The 23,513-nt window shown below is 60.0% G+C and carries 16 protein-coding genes and 1 pseudogene; 16 read left to right on the plus strand and 1 reads right to left on the minus strand.

What is annotated here, in order from left to right; genetic code table 11:
* The first annotated feature begins 255 nt into the window (after window positions 1-255).
* The 10 genes and pseudogenes from B9H00_RS05430 (at window position 256) to B9H00_RS05480 (ending at window position 13,582) form a co-directional block, all read left to right on the plus strand.
* Window positions 256-1,617, plus strand: a complete 1,362-nt coding sequence (locus tag B9H00_RS05430) for an MATE family efflux transporter (protein WP_086901719.1) — start codon at window positions 256-258, stop codon at window positions 1,615-1,617.
* An 89-nt stretch (window positions 1,618-1,706) separates the two neighbouring features.
* Window positions 1,707-4,616: an MASE3 domain-containing protein gene (locus B9H00_RS05435; protein WP_086899786.1), complete on the plus strand. Its 2,910-nt coding sequence runs from the start codon at window positions 1,707-1,709 to the stop codon at window positions 4,614-4,616.
* A 231-nt stretch (window positions 4,617-4,847) separates the two neighbouring features.
* Window positions 4,848-5,975: a 2-keto-3-deoxygluconate permease gene (locus B9H00_RS05440; RefSeq protein WP_086899787.1), complete on the plus strand. Its 1,128-nt coding sequence runs from the start codon at window positions 4,848-4,850 to the stop codon at window positions 5,973-5,975.
* A 78-nt stretch (window positions 5,976-6,053) separates the two neighbouring features.
* Window positions 6,054-7,340, plus strand: a complete 1,287-nt coding sequence (gene larA, locus B9H00_RS05445; protein WP_086899788.1) for a nickel-dependent lactate racemase — start codon at window positions 6,054-6,056, stop codon at window positions 7,338-7,340.
* A 20-nt stretch (window positions 7,341-7,360) separates the two neighbouring features.
* On the plus strand, window positions 7,361-8,269 hold the full coding sequence (gene larE, locus B9H00_RS05450; protein ID WP_086899789.1) for an ATP-dependent sacrificial sulfur transferase LarE: 909 nt from the start codon (window positions 7,361-7,363) through the stop codon (window positions 8,267-8,269).
* On the plus strand, window positions 8,262-8,999 hold the full coding sequence (gene larB / locus B9H00_RS05455) for a nickel pincer cofactor biosynthesis protein LarB (protein ID WP_086899790.1): 738 nt from the start codon (window positions 8,262-8,264) through the stop codon (window positions 8,997-8,999). Before larE ends, larB begins: the two co-directional genes overlap by 8 nt.
* 41 nt (window positions 9,000-9,040) lie before the next feature.
* A pseudogene (gene larC, locus B9H00_RS17005) lies at window positions 9,041-10,431 on the plus strand (nickel pincer cofactor biosynthesis protein LarC).
* 146 nt (window positions 10,432-10,577) lie between these two features.
* Complete coding sequence (locus B9H00_RS05470) at window positions 10,578-11,357, plus strand: DeoR/GlpR family DNA-binding transcription regulator (RefSeq protein WP_086899793.1); 780 nt, start codon at window positions 10,578-10,580, stop codon at window positions 11,355-11,357.
* Between the two features lie 206 nt (window positions 11,358-11,563).
* A complete protein-coding gene (nadE, locus tag B9H00_RS05475; RefSeq protein ID WP_086899794.1) occupies window positions 11,564-12,376 on the plus strand; it encodes an ammonia-dependent NAD(+) synthetase in 813 nt (270 codons plus the stop codon).
* A gap of 105 nt (window positions 12,377-12,481) precedes the next feature.
* Window positions 12,482-13,582 carry an ion transporter gene (locus tag B9H00_RS05480; protein WP_086899795.1) on the plus strand — a complete coding sequence of 367 codons (1,101 nt, stop codon included), beginning with the start codon at window positions 12,482-12,484 and terminating at the stop codon, window positions 13,580-13,582.
* A gap of 102 nt (window positions 13,583-13,684) precedes the next feature.
* Here the strand turns inward: B9H00_RS05480 and B9H00_RS05485 are convergent, their stop codons facing one another.
* Complete coding sequence (locus tag B9H00_RS05485) at window positions 13,685-14,239, minus strand: cytochrome b (protein ID WP_086899796.1); 555 nt, start codon at window positions 14,237-14,239, stop codon at window positions 13,685-13,687.
* Window positions 14,240-14,394: 155 nt separating this feature from the next.
* Between B9H00_RS05485 and B9H00_RS05490 the strand changes: the two genes are divergently transcribed.
* The 6 genes from B9H00_RS05490 (at window position 14,395) to B9H00_RS05515 (ending at window position 23,487) form a co-directional block, all read left to right on the plus strand.
* Window positions 14,395-15,921 (plus strand): efflux transporter outer membrane subunit, encoded by a 1,527-nt coding sequence (locus B9H00_RS05490; RefSeq protein WP_157663185.1) that lies wholly within the window; start codon window positions 14,395-14,397, stop codon window positions 15,919-15,921.
* Window positions 15,911-17,161 carry an HlyD family efflux transporter periplasmic adaptor subunit gene (locus B9H00_RS05495; RefSeq protein ID WP_086899798.1) on the plus strand — a complete coding sequence of 417 codons (1,251 nt, stop codon included), beginning with the start codon at window positions 15,911-15,913 and terminating at the stop codon, window positions 17,159-17,161. Before B9H00_RS05490 ends, B9H00_RS05495 begins: the two co-directional genes overlap by 11 nt.
* Window positions 17,158-18,714 carry a DHA2 family efflux MFS transporter permease subunit gene (locus B9H00_RS05500; RefSeq protein ID WP_086899799.1) on the plus strand — a complete coding sequence of 519 codons (1,557 nt, stop codon included), beginning with the start codon at window positions 17,158-17,160 and terminating at the stop codon, window positions 18,712-18,714. Before B9H00_RS05495 ends, B9H00_RS05500 begins: the two co-directional genes overlap by 4 nt.
* 190 nt (window positions 18,715-18,904) lie before the next feature.
* Entirely contained in the window at window positions 18,905-21,271 is a 2,367-nt protein-coding gene (locus B9H00_RS05505; protein WP_086899800.1) for an FdhF/YdeP family oxidoreductase, read from the plus strand.
* Window positions 21,272-21,433: 162 nt separating this feature from the next.
* On the plus strand, window positions 21,434-22,069 hold the full coding sequence (locus B9H00_RS05510) for a glutathione S-transferase family protein (RefSeq protein WP_086899801.1): 636 nt from the start codon (window positions 21,434-21,436) through the stop codon (window positions 22,067-22,069).
* Window positions 22,070-22,254: 185 nt separating this feature from the next.
* Complete coding sequence (locus B9H00_RS05515) at window positions 22,255-23,487, plus strand: EAL and HDOD domain-containing protein (RefSeq protein ID WP_236944361.1); 1,233 nt, start codon at window positions 22,255-22,257, stop codon at window positions 23,485-23,487.
* The last annotated feature ends 26 nt before the right edge of the window (window positions 23,488-23,513 follow it).

Below are 23,513 nucleotides of genomic sequence, written 5' to 3' on the forward strand. Positions count from 1 at the left end.
CCGTTCTGCCGGGTCGAGTTTATTATGATGAAAGGTCCGCATACGGCTGCCCAAAGGAAATCCATGACCTCAAGCGTCCCTGACAACCGTGCGATGAGCGCAGGATCTTAAAACCCCGTTCTAAAACAGGGGTTACCTTAGGCAAGCATTCCGATACTTTAAAGGTTCAATGACATTTTCCCCGATGCCGGCGACGTACTGACGTCGCCGATGGCATGTGGCAAGCTCCACAAGCACCAATCAGCCGGTACCCTTATGTCCCTTTCGCGCTCTCCTGATTTTGCGCAGCGTCTGCATGACGTCTGGCGTCTTTCATGGCCCATCATCATCTCCAATGCCAGCGTACCGCTGCTGGGACTGGTCGATACCGCCGTCATCGGACATCTCCCCCACGCGCGTTATCTGGCGGCAGTGACCCTTGGCAGCACGCTGTTCAGTTTCCTGTTCTGGGGATTTGGTTTTCTGCGCATGGGCACCACCGGGCTGACCTCTCAGGCCGTCGGACGCGGCGAGGACCAGGCCGTTCGCAATCTGCTTGGCCAGTCCCTTTTGATTGCCGTGGTCATCGGTCTGGCATTGATTGCCCTGTCGGCACCGCTGATCCATCTGGGGCTCTGGCTGCTACAGCCCGACAGCGAGGCCACGGCGCAGCTGTCTGCCGACTACGCTCATGTTCGCATCCTCTCAGCGCCGGCAGTACTGATGAATTACGCCATCATCGGCTGGTTTCTGGGACGCCAGAATGCTCGTGTCACTCTGCTTTTGATGCTGATCGCCAACGGCGTCAACATCGTGCTGGATATCGTACTGGTGGTCGGTCTCGACATGAACGTCAAGGGCGTGGCCACGGCCACACTGGTCGGAGACTATACGGCCCTGGCCTTCGGCCTCTGGATGGTGCGCCGAGCGCTGAAAACGCTGGGAGGACGGTTCGATACCACCCCGCTCAAGCGCCTGACTGCCTATGGCGAACTCTTCCGCGTCAATCGACATCTCTTCGTGCGTACCCTATGCCTGCTTTTTGCCATGGCCTTTTTCACCTCTCAGGGCGCGCAGATGGGGGATCAGACACTGGCCGCCAATGCCATTCTGATGCAGCTGGTCATGATGATCTCCTATGGACTGGACGGGTTTGCCAACGCCGCCGAGGCCCTGACCGGCAAGGCGGCCGGCCGAGCCGACTGGCACGAGTTTGGGCGCTCGGTGCATGCCTGTGCGGTGTTTTCGCTTTTAACGGCAGTACTGGCTGCGCTGGCCTTTGCACTGGTCGGCCCATGGCTGATCGCACGCCTGACCGATATCGAGGCCATTCGACAGCTCACCGGTGACTATTTGCCATGGCTGGTCATCATGCCGCTGGTAGCGGTCTGGAGCTATCTGCTCGATGGGGTATTCATTGGGACAACGGATACGCGCGCCATGCGTGACACGATCCTTCTGGCGCTGGCGGTCTATCTACCGGTGTGGTGGCTGACCCAGCCACTGGGCAATCACGGGCTCTGGCTGGCCTTTACAATCTTTACGCTGGTGCGCTCGCTGGGACTCGGCATGATCTACCTTTCACGTCGCAAAAACCGATGGGCGGATCAGGCGCCGGCGGTTCGTTTCGATGAATAACCCCTGGTAAAGCACGATTTTCAATCGTTAACGTCCTGTACCCTCTGGCTTAATATGCTGATCTGCGCTTCTTAACGCCGGAAGATGGAATGGCAACGCTCAAGACAGCTCTCAAGCACCTTCTGACCGGCCCGATGGGCAGCCTTTTCGGGCTGCTGCTGATACTCATGATCGTCATGAGGCTGATGCCTGGCCAGCAGGTTTTCGGCCTGATGCACAACTATCTAGGGTTTCACTCCCTGATTGAGTTGACCTGCGTGGTCGTGGCTGTCCTGTCTGCGCTGGCCATCTTCAACAGCTATCGAACGCTTTCCTACCAGTATCTGTGCGTGGGCAGCCTGATGGCACTGTCAGCCGTCATGGATACCCTGCACCTGCTCTCCATGCCGGGCATGACCGATTTTTTCTCGCCCAACACGCTGGACAAGGCGATCTACTTCTGGCTACTGGCCCGCCTGTGTGCGATCAGCGCCCTGCTGTTGCTGTCACTTTCTCATTTTTCTGACCAGCCAGCCCGATTCCCGCGCCTGACGTTAATGCTGTTTCTTGCTGCGGGCGTCCTGTTCCCCATCTTCGTCTTTGGCTATCCGCAGGATATCCCGGCGATGTATATCCCGGGCCATGGACTGACACCGCTCAAGATCATGCTGGAGTGGGGACTGGCCGGCATGGCCGTACTCGCCGGTATCATTTTGCTGCGCTCTACCCGTCTGCGTCAGCGGCGTGACCGAGAAATGCTCACACTGGCGGCCTGGGTCACGGCGCTGGCCGAAATCTGCTTCACGCTCTACGGCTCGGCCAACGACGAATTCAACATCCTCGGACATATTTACAAGGCCATTTCCTACATCCTGATCTTTCGGGCCCTTTTTTTGAGCCACCTGCGTTATCCATGGAAGGCCCTGAACGAGACCCAGACCCGCCTGGCCGAGCAGGAGCAGCGCTGGAATCTTGCCCTGAAGGGCTCCGCCACAGGCGTGTGGGACATGAACCTGGTCACCGACAGATTGTTTGCTTCAGCCCAGTTTCATCAGATGCTGGGCTATCGCAACGGCGCATTGCCGCGGGAGGCCCAGGCCTGGCGCGAACGCCTGTTTCATCCCGACGATCTGGGTCATGTGATGGCAAGTTTTGACGAACACGTGGCTGGCCTCAGTGAGCACTGGCGCTGCGAATATCGTTTCCTTGATGCGCAGAATCAGTGGCGCTGGCTGCAGGCCAATGGCCAGATCATGGATTTTGATGAAGAACAGCGCCCTACCCGAATCGTGGGTACGGTCATTGATATTCAGACGCGCCGTGAACAGGAACAGCGTCTATCGGAAGCGCGTCAGCGCCTGCAGACGCTGTTTGATACAACGCCTCTCAGCATGCTGGTCATCGACCGCAAGGGCGTCATACAACAGCACAATCCCATGCTGGAGCAGCTTCTGACGCCGCACGAGATTGCCATCGGCCAGGACAGCATCTGGCAGTGGGTCAGTACCGAGGAGGAATCACACCCGCTTCAAAGCTGGCAGGAATGGCAGCAGCAGGTGGATATGTCGGATCACGAATCCACCTGGCACTGCGAACTGACCATGATCTTTTATGACCATGGTCGCTCCGAACAGCCGCTATGGACCGAATGGGTCATCTCGGCACTGCCGGAAGAGGACCTTTACCTCCTGTTGATCGAGGACATCAGTGCCCGCAGGCAGGCCACCGAGCTGTTGATTGAAAACGCCGGGCTCTATCGCAGCACCTTTGAAAGCGGTAATGCCATCAAGTTGCTCATTGACCCTGACAGTGGTGCCATCATTGATGCCAACACGGCCGCCAGCGACTACTACGGTTACTCGCCGGCAATGCTCAGGACGATGACCATGGCCAGCATCTCATTGACGCCGCAGGCAACTCGTCAACAGCGTGCCCGCAAGACCCTGTTGGAACAGGAAGCACATTTCGAGACCCGTCATCGCCTGGCCGATGGTGCCGTACGCGATGTGGAAGTGTTCGTGGCGGCCGTCGTGATCGGGGGCAGAACGCTGATCTATGAAATGGTGCATGACATCACGGCACGCAAGGAGGCTGAACAGGATCTGGTGCTGCTCAATCAGCGCCTGTCCCAGGATGGACTGTACCGACAGCACCTTAACGAGCTGAGCACGCGACTGTTCGAGCTCAATGACATTGCCGGTGTCATTCCGCTGCTGGAAGAATATTTGCCCCGGTGTTTCACCGATACCTGCGGCGAACTGGCCCTGCGCATCGAAGAGCTGGAGCAGGCGCACTGTATCACCTGGGGGGGTGCACTAATCGAGCAGCCCTCATTTGAATATCGCCAGCGCCTGAGCACATCAACCGGCGCCATGGGACGCATGACACTCCAGGCGAATCCGCGCGATGACGAGGATCGTCATCGCCTTGAGCGCATGACCGATGAAACCGCACGCATTCTGACGCTGACCCTGATCAATCTGCGTCTGCGCAATCAGCTGACCGATCACGCCTATCGTGACGCCCTGACCGGACTCTATAACCGGCGCTATCTCAACGAGACCCTGCCCGACCTGCTCGAAAACGCCAGTGCCGAGTCACCGGTCTCGCTGGCACTGCTGGATCTGGACCATTTCAAGCGACTCAACGATACCTGGGGCCATGATGCCGGTGATCAGGTACTGGTCGCACTGGGCGAGATTCTGACCCAGCGGCTACGCGCCACGGACCTTTCGTGCCGCTATGGCGGTGAGGAATTCATTGTGGTGCTGCCCGGAGCCTCTGCCAGCATTGCGATGATGCGTCTCAACGAAGTGCTCGAGCAGTTCGGCCTGTGGTCCATGGAGGCAGGAGATGATCGAATCAGTCATCTTACCTTTTCAGCCGGGCTGATCGAGGCTCCCAGACAGGGCCACGACATGAACACGCTGATTGAACTGGCCGACCAGGCACTGTATGGCGCCAAGCATGCCGGGCGTGGGCGGGTACACTCATTCGATGCTGCCCTTCTGGCCAACTGACCTGTCAGAAATTTCCTGCCTGGCCGGCATGACCTGCCTCTCTTTGGTCGTAGGCATCCGCCAATGACGGCCTCGTAAATCACCGTTTTATCGGCGGGGTCAAGGCACAGTCATGGAACATACCACGTTGGTCGCATTGCTCATTGTGATCGTTTCGATCACTTTTTCTCTCGTTCCAATCAACGCATCTGCGTTCTGCAGGTGCCGGTCACGATCAGCGGGAGAAGGCTCATGCGTTTACTTGCCACGGTACAGAAGGTTCCAGGGGGCCTGATGGTCGTGCCGCTGATTCTGGGTGCGACGCTTAACACCATCGATCAATTGCATCTGCCCTGGATCACCGCGGTCCTGCAGTGGCTGGGCGCCGGCCAGACCGACAGTGGCAACTACGAATTCCTGCGCATTGGCGGTTTTTCACAGGAGCTTTTCAAGGACGGCGCGCTGGTCCTGATCGCGCTGTTTTTGTTCTGCTCGGGGAGTCAGATGAATCTGCGCGTCGGCGGCAAGGCGCTTAAAAAGGGCGTGCTGCTGGTGAGCGCCAAATACCTGACCGGTCTTGCCGTTGGTCTGGCACTGGGCTTCATGTTCGATCCCATCAACGGTCTTCTGGGGCTCTCGACCGTCGCCATCATCGCGGCGATGACCAACGGTAATGGCGGCATGTATGCCGCACTGACCAGCCAGTACGGCAATCGCTCCGATACGGGCGCCGTGGCGATCCTGTCACTCAACGATGGACCCTTTTTCACGCTCATGTCGCTGGGGCTGCTGGGCTCGCAGTTTCCCATGATCGCCTTCATTGCCGTACTGCTGCCCATCGCACTGGGCATGCTGCTGGGTAACCTGGATGAAGACATTCGAACCTTTCTCAAGCCAGGTGAAATCCTGCCGGTGCCCTTTTTTGCTCTTGCCCTTGGCGCCAACATGAATCTGGCCGTGTTCTTCAATCCTCAGGTCGTGGGCGCCGGTCTGTTGCTGGGTGTGATGACCACGGTCCTCACCGGTGCCGCCGGCATCCTGATCTTCAGGGTATTTCGTGAGCGCAGCGTCATCGCCCCTGTCTCGGAAGCGACCACTGCCGGCAATGCGGCGGGCACGCCTGCGGCCATCGCCGCCGCCGCTGCCGTGGCCGCCAGTTCCGGGATGATGAGTGCCGCCGAAGCGCAGAGCTATCAGGATCTGGTCAATATCGCGACGTCGCAGATCTCGATTGCCACCCTGACCACGGCGATTCTCGGACCGATCGCCGTCATCATCATTGACCGCTGGCAGCGCCGGCAGGGCATTGATGGCACGCTGGAAGATGAACCGGCGCGGGCTGCCCGCGAGGCAGATGCCTCTTCCGGCTCAGGCGCGTAAGCTACGCTGACAACCCTCACCACATCCGTGACAAACCGTGCCGGCACCACGTGTGCCGGCACTCTGCCGAGAGCGCCCATGAAAACCTCATTATTGTATGGTAAAGGCGAGCTGGCACTCGACGTGCCTGATAACGCCTTTATCGTGACACCGCCGGAGCAGCCGGCCCTTGAGTCACCGCAGCAGGCCGTACGCGACGCCCTTGCAAACCCCATCGACACGCCGCCCCTGTCACGGATGGTCAAGGCCACGGACAGGGTCGCGATCGTGATCAGCGACATCACCCGCCCGACGCCCAATCACATTCTGGTGCCCCTTCTGATCGAGGCACTCGAGCATGTGCCTCACGAGCAGTTTGTCATCATCAACGGCACCGGCACCCATCGCGATCAGACCGAGGCAGAACTGCGCACCATGCTGGGTGACTGGGTGGTGGACCATATCGAGATCATCAACAACCACTGCGACAATTACGATGAGCTTGTGAATGTCGGTGATAACAGCTTCGGCTGTCCGTCATGGCTCAACAAGCGCTATGTCGAAGCCGATTTTCGTATTGTCACCGGCTTTATCGAACCGCATTTCTTTGCCGGCTTCTCCGGCGGCCCCAAGGGCATCATGCCCGGCATCGCAGGCCTTGAGACCATTCTAACCTTTCACAATGCCCGCATGATCGGCGACCCCCGCTCGACCTGGGGCAACATGGCAGACAACCCGCTGCAGGCCATGACGCGTGAAATCAATGCGCTATGTCCGCCGCATTTCATGCTTAACGTGACGCTCAACCGTGACAAGGGCATCACGAAAGTCTTTGCCGGCGACATGACACAGGCGCACCGGCTGGGCTGTGAGCACGAGCTCAAGCACGCCATGGTGCAATGCGATGAGCGTTTTGATGTTGTCATTACGGGCAATTCCGGTTATCCGCTGGATCAAAACCTGTACCAGGCCGTCAAGGGAATGAGTGCAGCGCACAAGATCGTTCGGGAAGGAGGCACCATTCTCATGGCCGCCGAATGCTCGGATGGTCTGCCAGACCACGGCCGCTTTGCCGAAATACTCGGTATGGCCGACTCTCCTCAAGCGCTGCTGGAGATGATCGAAAACCCGGAATTCAGCATGCTCGATCAATGGCAGGTACAAAAGCAGGCGGTGATTCAGTGCTGGGCCGATGTCATGCTCTACTCCACTCTTGACGATGACCAGGCGCGACTGGCCATGATGACGCCGGTTCATGACATCGAGGAGACCCTCAAGACCCTGAAGGAACGCTATGGTGATCACATGCGTGTGGCCGTCATGCCGTTGGGCCCCCTGACGGTCCCCTATGTGGATGACGCCGTCGCAGATGACAACAATGCCTGAACGCACGTCAGGAGAGTGACATGAGCGATTCGCTGATTGCCCGCCAGGGGCCTGACATCGCATCAATTGGTCCGGAGCTTGAACATCATGTCAGTCACGGACAGGCTCTGGAGAGCAAGCTGGAGGCACTGCGCGACATATTGCGCGAGATGGGTGACGTGGTTGTGGCCTTCTCGGGCGGTGTGGACAGCACCTTTCTACTGGCCGTGGCGCTGGAAACCCTGGGCAGGGAGCGGGTGCTGGCGGTCACGGCCGACTCCGAATCCTACCCTTTCGAGGAACTTGATGCCGCGCGCTCACTGGCCGAACGGCTGGAGGCACCGCACCGGGTCATCGAAACTTCCGAGATTGCCATCCCCGGCTATGCCGATAACGATGCCCAGCGCTGCTACTACTGCAAGACGGGGCTGTTTACCCATCTGGCGCCCATCATGGTCGAGGCAGGCTTTCACAATATCGTTTTCGGCCTGATTGCCGACGATGACGGTGAGCACCGCCCGGGCACCGTGGCGGCCCGTGAGTACAGCGTGCGCGGCCCCCTGCACGAAGCCGGTCTCTACAAGGCGGAGATTCGTGAACTCTCCCAGGCGATGGGACTGCCCAACTGGAACAAACCGTCGCTTGCCTGTCTCTCCTCACGCGTGGCCTATGGCGAGCGCATTACGCTTGAAAAACTCGAGCGTATTGCCGAGGCCGAGCGCCGCATACGCCGGCTGGGCGTGACGCAGCTACGTGTGCGCCACCACGGCGAGCTGGCACGAATCGAAGTCACGCCAGAGGAGATGCCGCGCCTGCTTGAACACCATGATTGGCTGGTCGAGACGCTGACCGAACTGGGCTATGCCTGGGTAACGCTTGACCTGGCGGGCTACCGCAGCGGCAGCATGAACCGGCTACTGCGCAACGACAAGGAAATACCGCATGTCTGAACGGCCCCCCGAGCCCATTTCCGATCTGGGGTTCGCCCGTGTCGATCATGATCGCGAGGCCCGCAACGGCGTACCGGAAGTGGTCTTTGGTGAAGGCAAGCGTGCCGAGCAGATCAGCGCCATTGCCTCTCGACTGCTGGCACGTCATCAGCGCGCACTGGTCACTCGTGTGGATGAAACGCAGGCCGAGACAGTGCTGCGGGACCACCCCGAAGGCCATTACGACCCCATCAGCCGACTGCTCTGGTGGGGGCAGGCGCCACAACAGCTCCCCGGCAGTGCCGCGGTTATCTGCGCCGGTACCTCCGACCTGCCGGTTGCGGAAGAAGCCGCGCAGACGCTTGAGTGGCTGGGCGTCCATGCCCCGCGGCTCAACGATGTGGGCGTGGCCGGTATCGATCGACTTCTCGCACACCGCGAGGCACTGACGCGGGCCGATGTTCTGATCGTTGTGGCCGGTATGGAAGGCGCGCTGCCCAGCGTCGTGACCGGACTGGTCAACAGCCCCGTCATCGCAGTACCGACCTCGGTGGGCTATGGCGCCAGTCTTCAGGGTTTGACGGCGCTGCTGGGCATGCTGTCGGCGTGTGCCACCGGCATGAGCGTGGTCAATATCGACAACGGGTTTGGCGCCGCCTGGCAGGCGGCCGGCATTCTGCGTCTGGCCGCACGAGGTGTGCACGAGATGCCGCTCCACTTTAGCTCATCACGGGAATCATCAGGATCATGACCACGCTGCATATCGACTGCACCTTCGGCATTGCCGGCGACATGCTGCTGGCCGCCCTGATCGATCTGGGTGCCGATCAGGCCTGGATCGAACAGAGCCTGCGCCAGCTTCCCATTGATGCGTTCAGGCTTTCCAGCGAACGCGTGGACCGCTGCGGCATCAGCGCGCGACTGCTCTCGATACATCTGCATGGGCAGACGTCTCACCCTCATCGTGACGGGCATCACCATGGTCATGGTGGCCACGACCACGACCATGACCACGACCACGACCACGACCACGACCACGACCACGACCACGACCACGACCACGACCACGACCACGACCACGACCACGACCACGACCACGACCACGACCACGACCACGACCACGACCACGACCACGACCACGACCACGACCACGACCACGACCATCAGCATGGTGATGCCCCTCACCACCATCCGCATCGTCCGGCCGGCGAAATTCTCGACATGCTGGCCCATGCCACGCTGCCCGAACGGGTTCTCTCGCGGGCCACGGCACTGTTTACCGCCATTGCCAATGCTGAAGGCCGAATTCATGGCATTCCCCCGAAGAGGTACATTTGCATGAAGTCGGGGCGATGGATTCGATCATTGACATCATCGGGGTCTGTCTGGCGCTGGAAAACCTAGGTGTGGACCACATCACGGCCTGTCCCGTACCGGTCGGTCACGGCGTGGTGTCGATGGCGCACGGACGTTTCCCGATTCCGGCCCCGGCCGCACTCGAGCTTTTGAAGGGCGTACCGCTGTCCGATTTTGATGCACCGGGTGAGCTGACCACGCCCACGGGCGCCGCCTTTCTCGGCGTGCTGGTGTCTCGCTTTGGCACGCTACCGGCACAGACCCCGACCCGCATCGGCTATGGCGCCGGCAATCGTAATCCGCGTCACCCCAATGTGCTGCGGGCCATCATGTTTGATCCTGACACCCGCACACCTTCAGATCAGGATGAGCACCAGGACGACACCCGGGAGCAAATCACGGTTTTGTCATGCCAGCTGGATGACGCCACCGGAGAGCAGCTGGGCCATGCACTGACCCTTTTAATGGACGCTGGTGCGCTGGACGTCTTTCACACGCCGGTTACCATGAAAAAATCAAGGCCCGGGGTCCTGGTGACCGTACTGGCCAGAATGCAGGATGCCGAGCGACTGGAGAAACTGCTGCTGATCCATACGCCGACCTTTGGCGTTCGGCGTCACATCTGCCATCGACGGATTCTCGAGCGGCATATCGAGACGTTAACGACGCCACTGGGCGACATTCGGATCAAGGTTGGCCGACTGGACGATCATGTGCTGAGGAGAACGCCGGAATACGAAGATGTTCGGCGTCTGGCGATAACTCATGATCTATCACTGAGTCAGGTACTGGAGCATGTCCAGACAGCAATGCCTTCGGCCCGCTGAGGCTTTAGCTGCCATATGACAGGCTTCTGACCGCGAGGGCTCGTTCCTCCCAGGGCGGCCTGCACGCCGACAGCATGCGATACTGTCGGCGTGCCTCCTTTTTTCTCCAGGGATCATCATCCCCACGCTCACCACAAGAGGTAGAAATGAAAGTCGCCCGACGCCGCCAGGCCATGCTGGATGCCGTACTTTCCGGTCTGACCGATGTAGATACCCTGTGCGCTCACTTTGGCGTGTCGGAAGCGACGGTCAGGCGAGATCTGGGGGCACTGGCCGAGCAGGGGCTGATCGTGCGTACCTACGGGGGCGCCGCCCATGTTGGCCTGCGCGAACCGGAGCTGACGCTGGCCCAGCGTCAGTCATGTCATGAGGACATCAAGGCACAACTGGCCGCGCTGGCGCTTGAGCAGATCAACGATAACGACACCCTGTTGCTGGATGGCGGTACCACTACCGCGGCCCTGGCCGCGGTACTGCACCAGCGACACGGGCTGCATGTCATTACCAACAATCTGGCAGCACTATCGGCGCTTGATCGTCTCCCCGAAGGACGAGTGACCATACTGGGCGGGGAGCTGCGCCCCTCCAGCATGACCACCATGGGCCCTGCCGCACAGGCCATGTTGACACGACTCTCGGTCGATCGCGTCTTCATGAGTGCCGATGGCGTCACCGCCGAGCTGGGACTGTGCGAGGCGAGCCCCGAACAGGCCTGGCTCAAGGAGCTGATGCTCCAGCGCAGCGCCAGGTGCTATGTCATGGCCGACCACACCAAGCTGGGTCGCACCAGCCAGCAGCACTGGACGCCGTTACCCACGGGATGGACACTGATCACCGATGCCTGTGATGAACAGGTCCTGACGCCCTTTCGCCAGCATCACGTCTGCGTGCTGTCTCTCCCCTCATCGCCTGACCATCAGGGCTGATGCCTTGCGCGCACATTGCCTCAGTCGGACATGAAAGGCCCGGGGTCAACTGGAGGTCGGTGTGCCATGCGCTTTCACGCATGACCCATTATCATGGTCGGGGTTGATACGACGCTGCCAACGCCTGACGGAATGTTATCGGCGCAGATTTCCGGCTACGCTGTCGGTAGTTACCACATACATTGAATGCAGGATGATGATCGCTCATGACCACCCAGCAGCAGATTATTGACGCGCTCGATATCGAGCAGCACTTTGACGCTCAACAGGAAGTGGAACGACGCATCGACTTCCTGGCGGACTATCTGAAAGAAACCGGCGCCGAAACACTGGTCCTGGGCATCAGCGGCGGCGTGGATTCCACCACGGCGGGACGCCTTTGCCAGCTTGCCGTGGAAAGAATCCGCGAGCGCGGTGGCCATGCGACCTTCCATGCCATGCGCCTGCCCTACGGTGAGCAGCATGATGAAGATGATGCTCAGGCAGCCATCAACTACATCCGGGCGGACCGGCAGCTTGACGTCAACATCAAGCCCTCGGCGGATGCCATGCTTGAAAGCCTTGAACAGAGCGGCCTTGAGTTCAATGACAAGCATCAGCGCGATTTTGTTCATGGCAACATCAAGGCACGCGCGCGCATGATTGCGCAGTATGCCGTGGCCGGTCGCCACAACGGCCTGGTGGTCGGCACCGACCATGGCGCTGAAGCGGTCATGGGCTTTTTCACCAAGCATGGGGATGGCGCCTGTGATCTCACACCGCTTTTTGGTCTGAACAAGCGTCGCGTCCGCGCACTGCTCAGCGTGCTGGATGGCCCCGAGTCACTGGTCAACAAGGTACCCACTGCCGATCTGGAATCCCTCTCTCCGGGTCGTGCCGATGAAGACGCCCTGGGCGTCAGCTACGATCAGATCGATGACTTCCTGGAAGGCAAGGAGATCGATCAGGCGGCCGCGAAGCGTATTATCAGTACTTTCGAACGAACGGCACACAAGCGGGATCTGCCGCGTTCACCGTAACCCATTCCAGACCCTGAACCCTGATGCTGCCGGAGGCTTGAGCGCTTGTGACTTGACGCAGGGCGCTCAAGCATCTGAGATAGCCTCTCACGCAAGGAGGCACACATGCATCAAGAGGATTCCCCATCAGAGGGTCGCACGCAGCGCGATCGCTATCCGCCGGCCAACAGCTGGGCCGATCAGCCGCGTAGCGATGCCCCCGAAGAGGACAAGCACGAGCCGCCTAGAGACGTTCCGGGCTGGCGGGAGAAGTGCTATCTTGCCTGGGATCTGATCATCATGGTGCTGGTGTCGACCAGCCTGCTGCTGATCCTTTTTGACACGCTATACCTGACCAGTCCCTTTCGCGATCTGCTTTCGGCCATCTCGCCGACGCTTGAGCAATGGGGTGGCTGGCTACATGCCAATTTTGAAACGATCGATCTCTGGTTCGTTGCCGTCTTCGTATTCGACGTACTGGTGGGCTGGGCGTTCGCCATCTGGGACAGGCGCTACCATCGCTGGTTTTTCTACCCCTTCGTGCACTGGTACGACGTGCTTGGCTGCATTCCGGTCGGCGGGCTGCGGCTGCTGCGCGTGCTGCGTATCATCGGGCTTCTGGTTCGGCTGCAGCGTACGCGCCTGATCGATATTCGCACCTGGGGCATCTATCGCTTTTTCTACAAGTATTACGAAATCGCACTCGAAGAGATCTCTGATCGCGTGATCGTCAGAATGCTGACCGATGTGCAGGAAGGCTTTCTCTCCAAGGGCAACATTTCACGCCGCGTGACCGACGAAGTTCTACTGCCCCGCAAGCAGCAGCTTGTCGATGACGTGGCCCATCGCATTCAGCGTGTACTGGGCGAAAGCTATGCCCATCATCGCGAGGACATCAATGACTGGGTCAGCGGCCTGGTCCATCGCGCCATCACGGAAAACCCGACCGTTCGCAGCCTGCAGCGTTTACCGATGGGCGCTCAGATGGTCGAAGCCATGGACGAGGCGATGGCGGATGTGGCCAACCGGTTGATTCGCGAAGCCGTCATCGGCATTCGTTCACCGGATTTTCGGTCCCTGATCGAAGAGCTGGCCAATCGCACCATCGACCGCAGCGTCCCGGTCAGTGCCAGTGACTATCAGGCGCTCGAACAGGTACTGGTCGAGGTGCTTGATGTGCTCAAGAGTGAAGTGAAGGTACAGCGCTGGAAGGAACGCTATTACTAGCGCCAGCGGCGACCGCGACGTGACGCCTGTCCGGCGTCACGTCGCGGTGACTCTGATTTGGTGAACGCTGCTCCGTGAGCCAGCCCCGGCCTTGAAGGGGCATTAACGATCGGGGTGGCTGGCCATCTTCTTCAGGGTGCCGTCATGTCGAATCAGGCCGTGCCATACCACGGCCAGCAGCACATGCCCGGCGATCAGCACTCCCAGCGTCCATGCCATCCAGACATGCCACTGGGCCGTGAGCTCGGCCAGCCCGCCCATTTCGCGTCCGCCGCTCATGAGCTGCACGCCAAACACTACCAGCGGCCTGCCGGATGCCCAGTTCATGGTCAGTCCCAGCAGCGGGACCAGAATCATCAGCAGATACATGAGAAGCTGACCAAAGGCGACCAGCATTTCGGCCCCCCGGTCATGGGGTGGGCGATTGGAAAGATTGTAAAGCCCCCATGTCGAGCGCAGGGCCACCAGAAGCATCAGCGTGAACCCGATGCTCTTGTGCGTTCCCACCATAAAGGAAACCCAGGGGGCGCGCCCGACCAGACCGGCCGCGATCATGCCGGCAAACTGCCACAGCAAAAGCACCGCCATCAGCCAGTGAAAAAGACGGCTGATACGCCCATAATATTCGCGAGTATCTCGCCAGGCGATGGAAGGCACAAAAGGCTCCTTGAAGCTTGGGCCGCGCGACACGCGCGACGGACAGGCCTACATTAGTTCAGCGGGCTTGTCTGGTGCTGAAAAAGATCCTCTTACTCCACATAAGAGGGATGTGTATTACCATAACGCCTGCCTGCCACCTTATTGAGAGCATGATGCGCCAGTTTCAAGCTGCCCTTTCGCACCGCGCCGTCGCGCTTTCGCTCGTTCTTGGTGTGACCTCCCTGCTACTGAGTGCCTGTGGAGCACCGGCCATGAAGCCGGTGGAGCTGACGCTGCGCGAGCAGGCCCCACTGTCCGGACTGGCTCATGACCACAACACGTTCGGGCGCTGGCCACAGGCCACATGGTGGCACGACTTTGATGACTCGCAGCTTAACGCCCTGATCGAGCGTGCCATGGCCAGCGCGCCGTCGCTGGACAGCGCCCGGGCGCGCTTCGAAATTGCCTCCCGTCAGCTGGAGGGCAGCCAGGCCGATACCCGCGCAAAGCTTGAAGGCAGTATTCGGGCCAACCAGAGCTATAGCCATACCGACCTTGAATATCCGGCCCTCGGTCTACCGGGTTTCGACGCCGGCAGTGCCGGCAACAGCCAGCGCAGCAATGTGGGCCTGGCCACCCTGTCGTTTGACTGGGATCTTGATTGGTGGGGCAAGAAGCGCGCCGCCATCGAGGCCGCGCTTGATCAGCGCCACGCCGCACGACTGGAGCAGGCCGCTGCTGCCAGCGCCCTGCAGGCCGGCATCACCCGCGCCTATATGGACTGGCAACTGCGTCAGGCCCAGCTATCGAATCTGGACATGCTTCTAGACGCCGCTCGCGAGAGCGTGCGCATTACTGCCCTTCGCGTCGAGCGAGAGATCGAAAATCCTGCGAAACTGGATCAGGCTCATGAGCAGATTTCCACGCTCGAGCAGCAACGCGCACAGACCGATGGTGCCGCCCGGCTGGACCAGATACAGCTGGCCACACTGATGGGGGTGTCTCCGGGCGAGCTTGATGATCTGACACCGAAACCCCTCCCCCAGCTGGACACCACGCTGCCGAGTGAAGCCGGACTCGAGCTGATTGCCCGCCGACCGGACATCATGGCCAGCCGCTGGCAGGTCGAGGCCCGCATACGCGGCATTGATCAGGCACGCGCCGACTACTACCCCAACGTCAGCCTGTCAGCACTGGCCGGTTTTCTGCGCCTTCATCCGTTGGGCACAGGCCGCAACGAGGATATATCGATGGCATCGATCGGCCCGGCAGTAACGCTGCCCATCTTTGAAGGCGGACGGCTCGATGCCCGCTATAACGCCAGTCGCGCCCAGCTGGAAAGTGCCATCGCCGACTACAACCAGCGCGTCGTGGATGCCGCTCAGGATGTGGCCCGCCAGACCGTCACGATGGCACGCCTCGAGGCACAGCGTGAGGCGCAGTCACAGGCGCTTGAAAGTTATCAGCACCGCCTTGAACTTGCTCGCGAGCGAGATCATCGCGGTGTCGAGGATCCGCGCACACTGATCGAGGCACAGCAGGGGCTCATCCGTGAGCGCATGACGCGTCTGGCACTCGATGGCGAGCTGCTGGATACCCGGATACAGCTGATTCATGCCCTGGGCGGGGGCTATCATGGGCGCGTCCCCGATGCCGACACGCGCTATTTGACGACGGGAAGTGCCACTGATGAGTCATGACAACGACGACAGGATCGACCACGAGGCTCACGGTCATCCCTCTGACGGAGAGGATACCGCTGAAGCGCCGGTATCGCGCAAAAAACGCAATCTCATTCTGCTCGTCATCGCGCTGGTATTTGTGCTGGCCGGTATTGGCTGGTATCTGCTGGAGACCCTGGTGCTCAGCACCCGCGTCATTACCGATGATGCCTACGTCCAGGGTGATCAGGTCAATATCTCCTCACAGATCAACGCCACGGTAACGGCCATCAGCGTTGAAGATACCGAGCCGGTCAAACGCGGCCAGGTGCTGGTCACGCTGGACGACAGCGATACCCGCAACGCGCTTGATCAGGCCGGCGCGCAGCTGGCGCAGGCCGTGCGCCAGTATCGTCAGCAACTAGCACAGGCCGTACAGTTTGATGCGGCCGTGGTCACCGCCCGCGCACAGTTCGAGCGTGCCCGCGACGAGTATCAGCGCCGCAAGCCGCTGCTGGCCCAGCGTGCTGCCTCAAAAGAAGAAGTCGACAGCGCCCGGCGCCAGTATGACGCCGCCCGGGCACAGCTCGAGCAGGCCCAGGCGCAGGCCCGCGCGGCCCATGCCCTGATCGATGGCACCGACCTCTGGCATGATCCTGGCGTCATGCAGGCCCGTGCCGCCTACCGCGATGCCTGGATTGCCCAGCAGAGAACGCACGTCATCGCGCCGGTCGATGGCCGCGTTGCCAGCCGACAGGTACAGCTGGGCCAGAGCGTGCAGGCCGGACAGCCGCTTTTGACGGTCGTGCCGCTGCACCATCTCTGGGTGGAGGCCAACTTCAAGGAGACCCAGCTGGGGCGGGTACGCATCGGGCAAGCCGCCACCGTGACCACCGACTTCTACGGCGATGACGTGGTCTATCACGGCCACGTGGCCGGACTGTCGGCCGGTACCGGATCGGCGTTTTCCCTGCTGCCGGCCCAGAACGCCACCGGCAACTGGATCAAGGTGGTGCAACGCGTGCCGGTTCGTGTCGTCCTTGAAGGCGATACCCTCGACACTCACCCACTGAGAGTCGGGCTATCCACCTATACGCGGATCGATTTAAACGATAATGCCGATGGCCCCAGGCTGGGGGATGCCCCCGAAGTCCGAGCCCCTCAGCGCACCACGGTATTTGATGCACGACAGCGTCAGGCCGATGACGCTGCCATGGCCATCATCCGCGATAACGCCGGCGACCTGCTCAAGGATGCCGACGACAGCGCTACGCCATGAGTGAGGCGGCCACCGCTCCCGGCGAGCAGGAAGCCATGGCGCCTCTGCGCGGCATCAAGCTGGTTCTACTAACGCTGGCGATGGGCCTTGCCACCTTCATGGAGGTGCTCGACATCTCCATCGTCAACGTCTCGGTGCATACCATTGCCGGCGACATGGGGGTCAGTACCAGCGAGGGCACCTGGGCCATCAGTGCCTATGCCCTCTCCAGCGCCATCGCCCAGCCGCTGACCGGCTGGCTGGCGCGACGCTTTGGCGAGGTGCGCCTGTTTTGCACCTCCATTTCACTGTTCGTGCTGTTCTCGGCCCTGTGTGGTTTTGCCAACAGCATGATCATGCTCGTGGTCTTTCGCCTGCTTCAGGGTGCAGTGTCCGGCCCGCTGGTACCGCTGACCCAGACACTGCTATTGAAGAACTATCCGCCGGAAAAGCGCAGCATGGCCATTGGACTGTGGGCCATGACCGTGGTGGTCGCCCCCATCTGTGGCCCGATTCTCGGCGGCTGGCTGACCGATAACTACTCCTGGCCATGGATTTTCTACATCAATATTCCGGTCGGCATTCTGTCGCTGGTGCTGAGCCTGTGGCTGCTGCGCGGGCGCGAATCAAAAACCACTCGTGTGCCGGTCGATGTCATCGGGCTGGGACTTTTGATCGTGGGCGTCGGTGCGCTGCAGTTCATGCTCGATAACGGCAACGATCATGACTGGTTTGCCTCCCCCATGATCCTGACGCTGGGCATCGTGGCGCTGGTCGGCATTACCTTTCTGGTGGCCTGGGTGTTGATGCATCGCCGTCCGGTGGTCAATCTGCGCCTGTTCGGCCAGCGCAATTTCGCCATCGGCACACTGTGTCTGTCACTGGGCATGTTCGCCTTTTTCGGCAACACGGTGATCACCCCCAACTGGGTGCAGCAGGTCATGGGCTATAACGCGACCTGGGCCGGCCTTGCCGTGGCCCCCATCGGTATCCTGGCGCTGTTTGCCTCACCGCTGGTCGGGCGTTTTCAAAGCCATTTTGACCTGCGCTTTCTGGTTACTTTTGGCTTTGCGGTCTTCGCCTTCTGTTCGTTCTGGGCGGCAGGCTTTAACAACCAGATTGCCTATGAAGAGCTGGCCATGCCCCGCTTCGTGATGGGCGCCGGTGTGGCGTTCTTTTTCGTGCCCATCAACCAGATTATCTTTGCCGGACTCAGGGACGATCAGATTGCCGATGCTTCAGGCCTTTCCAACTTCTGCCGCACCCTGGCCACCAGTATCTCCACGGCGGTATCGGTCACTCTCTATGACCATCGCAGCATCTATCACCACGCGCGCCTGACGGAAGCGGTCGTCCCTGGCAGTCCGGAGACCGAGCACTATCTGGATCAACTGGGGACACTGGGCCTGCATGATCAGAGCGCCTGGGCCATGATGAATGATGTCGTCAATGCCCAAGCCGCGACCATGGCGTTCAATGACGTCATCTGGCTGTTCGGTATCATCTTTGTGGTGGCCATCGGCCTGATCTGGCTGGCACGCCCGCCCTTTCCCTCCGGCGGGCCAATGCACTGAATTTATCGGTATCGCCTTCAATTTATATTAAGCACCGATTAAGTTCGTGTACCAGGCTAACATTGCCGACTAATATCTGGTGCTGACGCTATCCAACATTTCCCTCGCCGGTCTCCTCCCCTAAGCTCTGGCGTTCGGGACTTGTCAGCGCCGTCTGTCATCTTTCAACCACATTGGCATGGAGGCCATCATGGTGAAAAAGCACACCGCGCACGAAAGTAACGCCCAGGTTTATGGCAGTCAGGATGACGGCACCTCACCCGGCGGCGGCTGGCAGGCCATCAGAGCCGTCGAGGAACACATGTTCCGCCAGCAGGTCCCCTTTACGGGCAATCGCCTGATGCTGTCGATGAACAAGCACAATGGCTTCAAATGCCCCAGCTGTGCCTGGCCCGATCCGGTCAAACCGGCAATGGCCGAATTCTGCGAAAACGGTGCCAAGGCCGTGGCTTGGGAGACCACCCGCAAGCGGGTCCGCCCGGAGTTTTTTGAACGTCATACCGTGACCGAGCTTTCAAACTGGAGCGACCACGAACTCGAAAGCCAGGGGCGCCTGACCCACCCGATGCGCTATAACGCCGAGACGGACAAATACGAGGCGATCGACTGGGAAGCTGCCTTCAAGGAAATCGGCGAGGAACTCAAGGCGCAGGAAGATCCCTGGCGGGTCCAGCTTTATACCTCTGGCCATGCGCCCAACGAATCGGCCTTCATGTTTCAGCTGTTCGGCCGGATGTATGGGATCAACAACTTCCCCGACTGCTCCAACATGTGCCACGAGACCACGACGGTCTCGCTGCCCGAAAGCCTGGGTGTGGGCAAGGCCACGACCACGCTGGACGATTTCGATCACACCGATGCCGTGTTCATCTTCGGTCAGAACACCGGCACCAACAGCCCGCGCATGATGGGCAATCTGCATGAGCTGGTCGGTCGCGGCGGCGCCGTGGTGACCTTCAATCCGCTGCGTGAAAAAGCGCTGGTACGCTTTGCCAACCCGCAAAGTCCGATGGATATGCTCAAACCATCAGGCACGACCATCAGCTCGCAGTATCATCAGGTCCGTATCGGTGGGGATATCGCTGCCATCCAGGGCATGTGCAAGGTAGTCATTGAAGCCGACGACCGGGCGCTGGCCAACGGCGAAACACGCGTACTGGACCATGAGTTCATCGAAGCCCATACCCACGGTCTGGAGAGCTTCGCCGATCACTGCCGCGCACTGGACTGGGATCGCATCGAGCGCCATTCGGGGCTCAAGCGCGAGGCGATCGAGCAGGCCGCCAAGGTCTACATGAAGGCCGAGCGCGTCATCTGCTGCTGGGGCATGGGCATCACCCAGCAGACCCACGGCGGCGATGGCGTGCAGCAGATCGTCAATTTGTTGCTGCTGCGCGGCAACATCGGTCGCCGCGGTGCCGGTGCCTGCCCGGTTCGCGGGCACTCCAACGTGCAGGGTGATCGCACCATGGGCATTTATCAAAAGCCCGGCGAAGCGTTTTTGAGTCAGCTCGACAAGGTCTTTGATATCCAGTCACCGCGTCAGCACGGCGCCGACGTGGCGCAGTGCTGTGAAGCCATTCTGGCCGGCGGCGTGGATACCTTTATCGGATTGGGCGGCAACTTCTTCCGTGCCATCCCCGACATCGATCGGGTGGCCGAGAAAACGCTCAATACCCTGAAGATGACCGTACAGGTGTCGACCAAGCTCAACCGCAGCCATCTCATCCACGGTAAAAAGGCTTTTATCCTGCCGTGTCTGGCACGCACCGAGAAGGATGTTCAGGCCGGTGTATTGCAGACCGTGACGCTTGAAGATGGCATGAGTAACGTCAATGGCTCGACCGGTCAGATCGAGCCGGCATCTCCCCACCTCAAATCCGAGGTCGCCATCATCGCCGGCATTGCGCGTGCCACGCTGCCACCGCATCAAAAGGTCGACTGGGAGTGGCTCAGCGAAGATTATGCCCGCATCCGCGATCGTATCGAGGCGGTCTTCCCTGACATGTTCAAGGACTATAACGCCCGTGTCGGCGAGCCCGGCGGCTTTCATCTCTATAACGCCGCCCGCGAGCGCGTGTGGGAGACCGATAGCGGCCGTGCCAACTTCCTTTTCCCGGGCGAAACACTGGATACCGGCATGACAGGCCCCGAGGCCGATCATTTCCAGCTGATTACCACCCGCGGACACGATCAGTTCAACACCACGGTGTATTCGCTCGATGACCGCTATCGCGATGTCTACGGCACCCGCATGGTGGTGATGATGAACCCGGCCGATATCGAACGTCTCGGCCTTGAAGAGGGCAACCTGATCGAGTTTCGTGCCGTGGCAGAAGATGGTATCGAGCGCCAGGCCTCGGGCTTTCGCGTCATGCCCTATGACGTGCCCGAAGGCTGTGCGGCGGCCTATTACCCGGAAACCAACGGCCTGATTCCGATTGCCAACCGGGATGAGCGCAGTCATACCATCGCGGCCAAGTCGGTGCCGGTCACCATTCATCTGATGGATACCGAGCAGGTCCAGGAGCAGACCGGCATGCTCGCCACCGCCTGATCACGACCTCACTGACACGTTGAGATGTACCTTTCAGGGCCCTGCCATGACCATGGCAGGGCCCTGTGTCGTGGCATGATCAAAGGCTTAAGGATGGTAGCAAAAGCTTGTGCCACAATGTCTGGAACCATTCACGTACCCAAGGATCACGGAGACGAACCCATGATCACCGTCTACGGCGACTATCGCTCGGGCAACTGCTACAAGGTCCGACTGACCCTGGCATTGCTGGAGATCGGCCACCGCTGGTTTAACGTCGATTTTCTGACCGGCGAGACCCGCAGCGACGACTTTGCCGTTCGCAATCCTGCACGTCGAATTCCGATGCTGGAGCGGCATGACGGTCGCACGCTGGTGGAATCCAACGCCATCCTGTATTACCTGGCACACGACAGCGCGCTTGTCCCCGACGATGATTTCGACCGCGCGCGTATGCTGCAGTGGATGTTTTTCGAGCAGCATCGCCATGAGCCCTCACTCTCCGTGGCCCGTTTGATTCACTGGTATCAGGGCGACCCGAGCGAGCGCCTTGAAGAACTGGTAGCGCGCCAGGAAAACGCGCGCCAGGCACTGGATATCATGGAACAAACGTTGAGCACTCAGCCCTTTCTGGCCGGAGAAACACTGACACTGGCCGACATTGCTCTCTTTGCTCATACCCATATCGCCGACCAGGCCGGTCTTTTGCTGCTGGACTGGCCGCACGTGGTGAACTGGTGTGGACGTATCGAGGAAATTCCGGGGTTTGTGTCGATGCAGGACATTCCCGACGACACGGTGCCGGCCGCCATCATTTGATGCCTGCTGTCAAAGGGTGTGACATTTCAGCACCTTGTTGAAGATTTCGACGGCCGAACCCTCAAGCCGCGGCGATGCCTGACGATAACCATGAAAAGCCATAGGGGAACGCTAATGAATGTCGTCGGCATTGTCGTTTTTCATGGTTACGGCGCAGGCGATATTTCAACGATACCCAAGACATCATGAGCGACCCTTCAAACGATAGCACCGGTATTCTGTTTGCCCGCCAGCCCATCTATGATCGTCAGTTGAACCTGGCCGGCTATGAACTGCTGTTTCGACCCTACGGCGGTGGCCCCATCGTGGCCGCGGATTTCGACGGCAATCGGGCGACCAGCCAGGTGTTGATCAATGCCTTTACGGCGGCCGACATCAATGAGGTGTGTAATCAGCAGCCCGCATATGTGAACTTCACCTCCGACAGTCTGGTCCAGGACATCCCTTTCGACTCCCGTGTTCTGGTCATCGAGATCCTCGAAGATGTGACCGATACCGGCGATGTTATCGAGGCGCTGACACGACTGCGCGAGGAAGGTCATGTCATGGCGCTGGATGACTACGCCCTCAACGATGCCAGTCACCCGCTGCTGCCCTTTGTTGATATCGTCAAGCTCGACTACCCCGCCTATACCAGCGACACCCTCGTCAGCACCATCATGGCCCTGAAGGCTCGCTATCCCGGCCTTCGGCTGCTGGCCGAAAAGATCGAAACCCAGGAAGACTATCGCATTGCCATGGAGGCCGGGTGCCATCTGTTTCAGGGTTATTTTCTGGCGCGTCCCGAGCCTGTCCGCGGTCGAGTCATGCCGATCAACCGGCTGAACACTCTGAAATTGCTGGCCGAGCTCAACGCGCCTGATATTTCGATGCGCGATATGGCCGAAACCGTGCAGCGCGACCCGTTTCTCAGCGTTCGACTGCTGCGCATGGCCAACTCCGCCTTTGCCCAGCAAAGCCGACCGGTTACCTCACTTCACGGCGCGGTCATGGCACTGGGACTTTCACGCATTCGCAGTCTGGCCAGCCTTCTGGTGCTGTCGCGCTTTGAAGACAAGCCACATGCCCTGCAGAATCTGGCGATGATGCTGGGACACTTCTGTCACCAGCTGGCGCACCACCTTCCCGGGCAGGCCAGCGAAATGGGCTTTACCGTCGGTCTTTTCTCCTGTCTGGACAGCTTCATGGATCAGCCGATGGAAGAGATTCTGGCGCAGATCCCCGTCCACCCCGATATCGAAGCCGCCCTGATGCACCGTACTGGCGCATTGGGATTGATTCTGCAAACGGCCACGGATTATCAAAAGGCCCACTGGGAAAGCATTGACTGGCCCGGTCTGGCCTCGCTGGGGCTGTCTCCCGAGCAGGTGGCCATTGCCTATCAGCACGCACTGACGCGTACCAACCGGGAACAATGACGCAGACCTTCGCCGTGACCTTGATC

Origin of the sequence: Kushneria marisflavi (assembly GCF_002157205.1) — a bacterium.
Taxonomy (GTDB): domain Bacteria; phylum Pseudomonadota; class Gammaproteobacteria; order Pseudomonadales; family Halomonadaceae; genus Kushneria; species Kushneria marisflavi.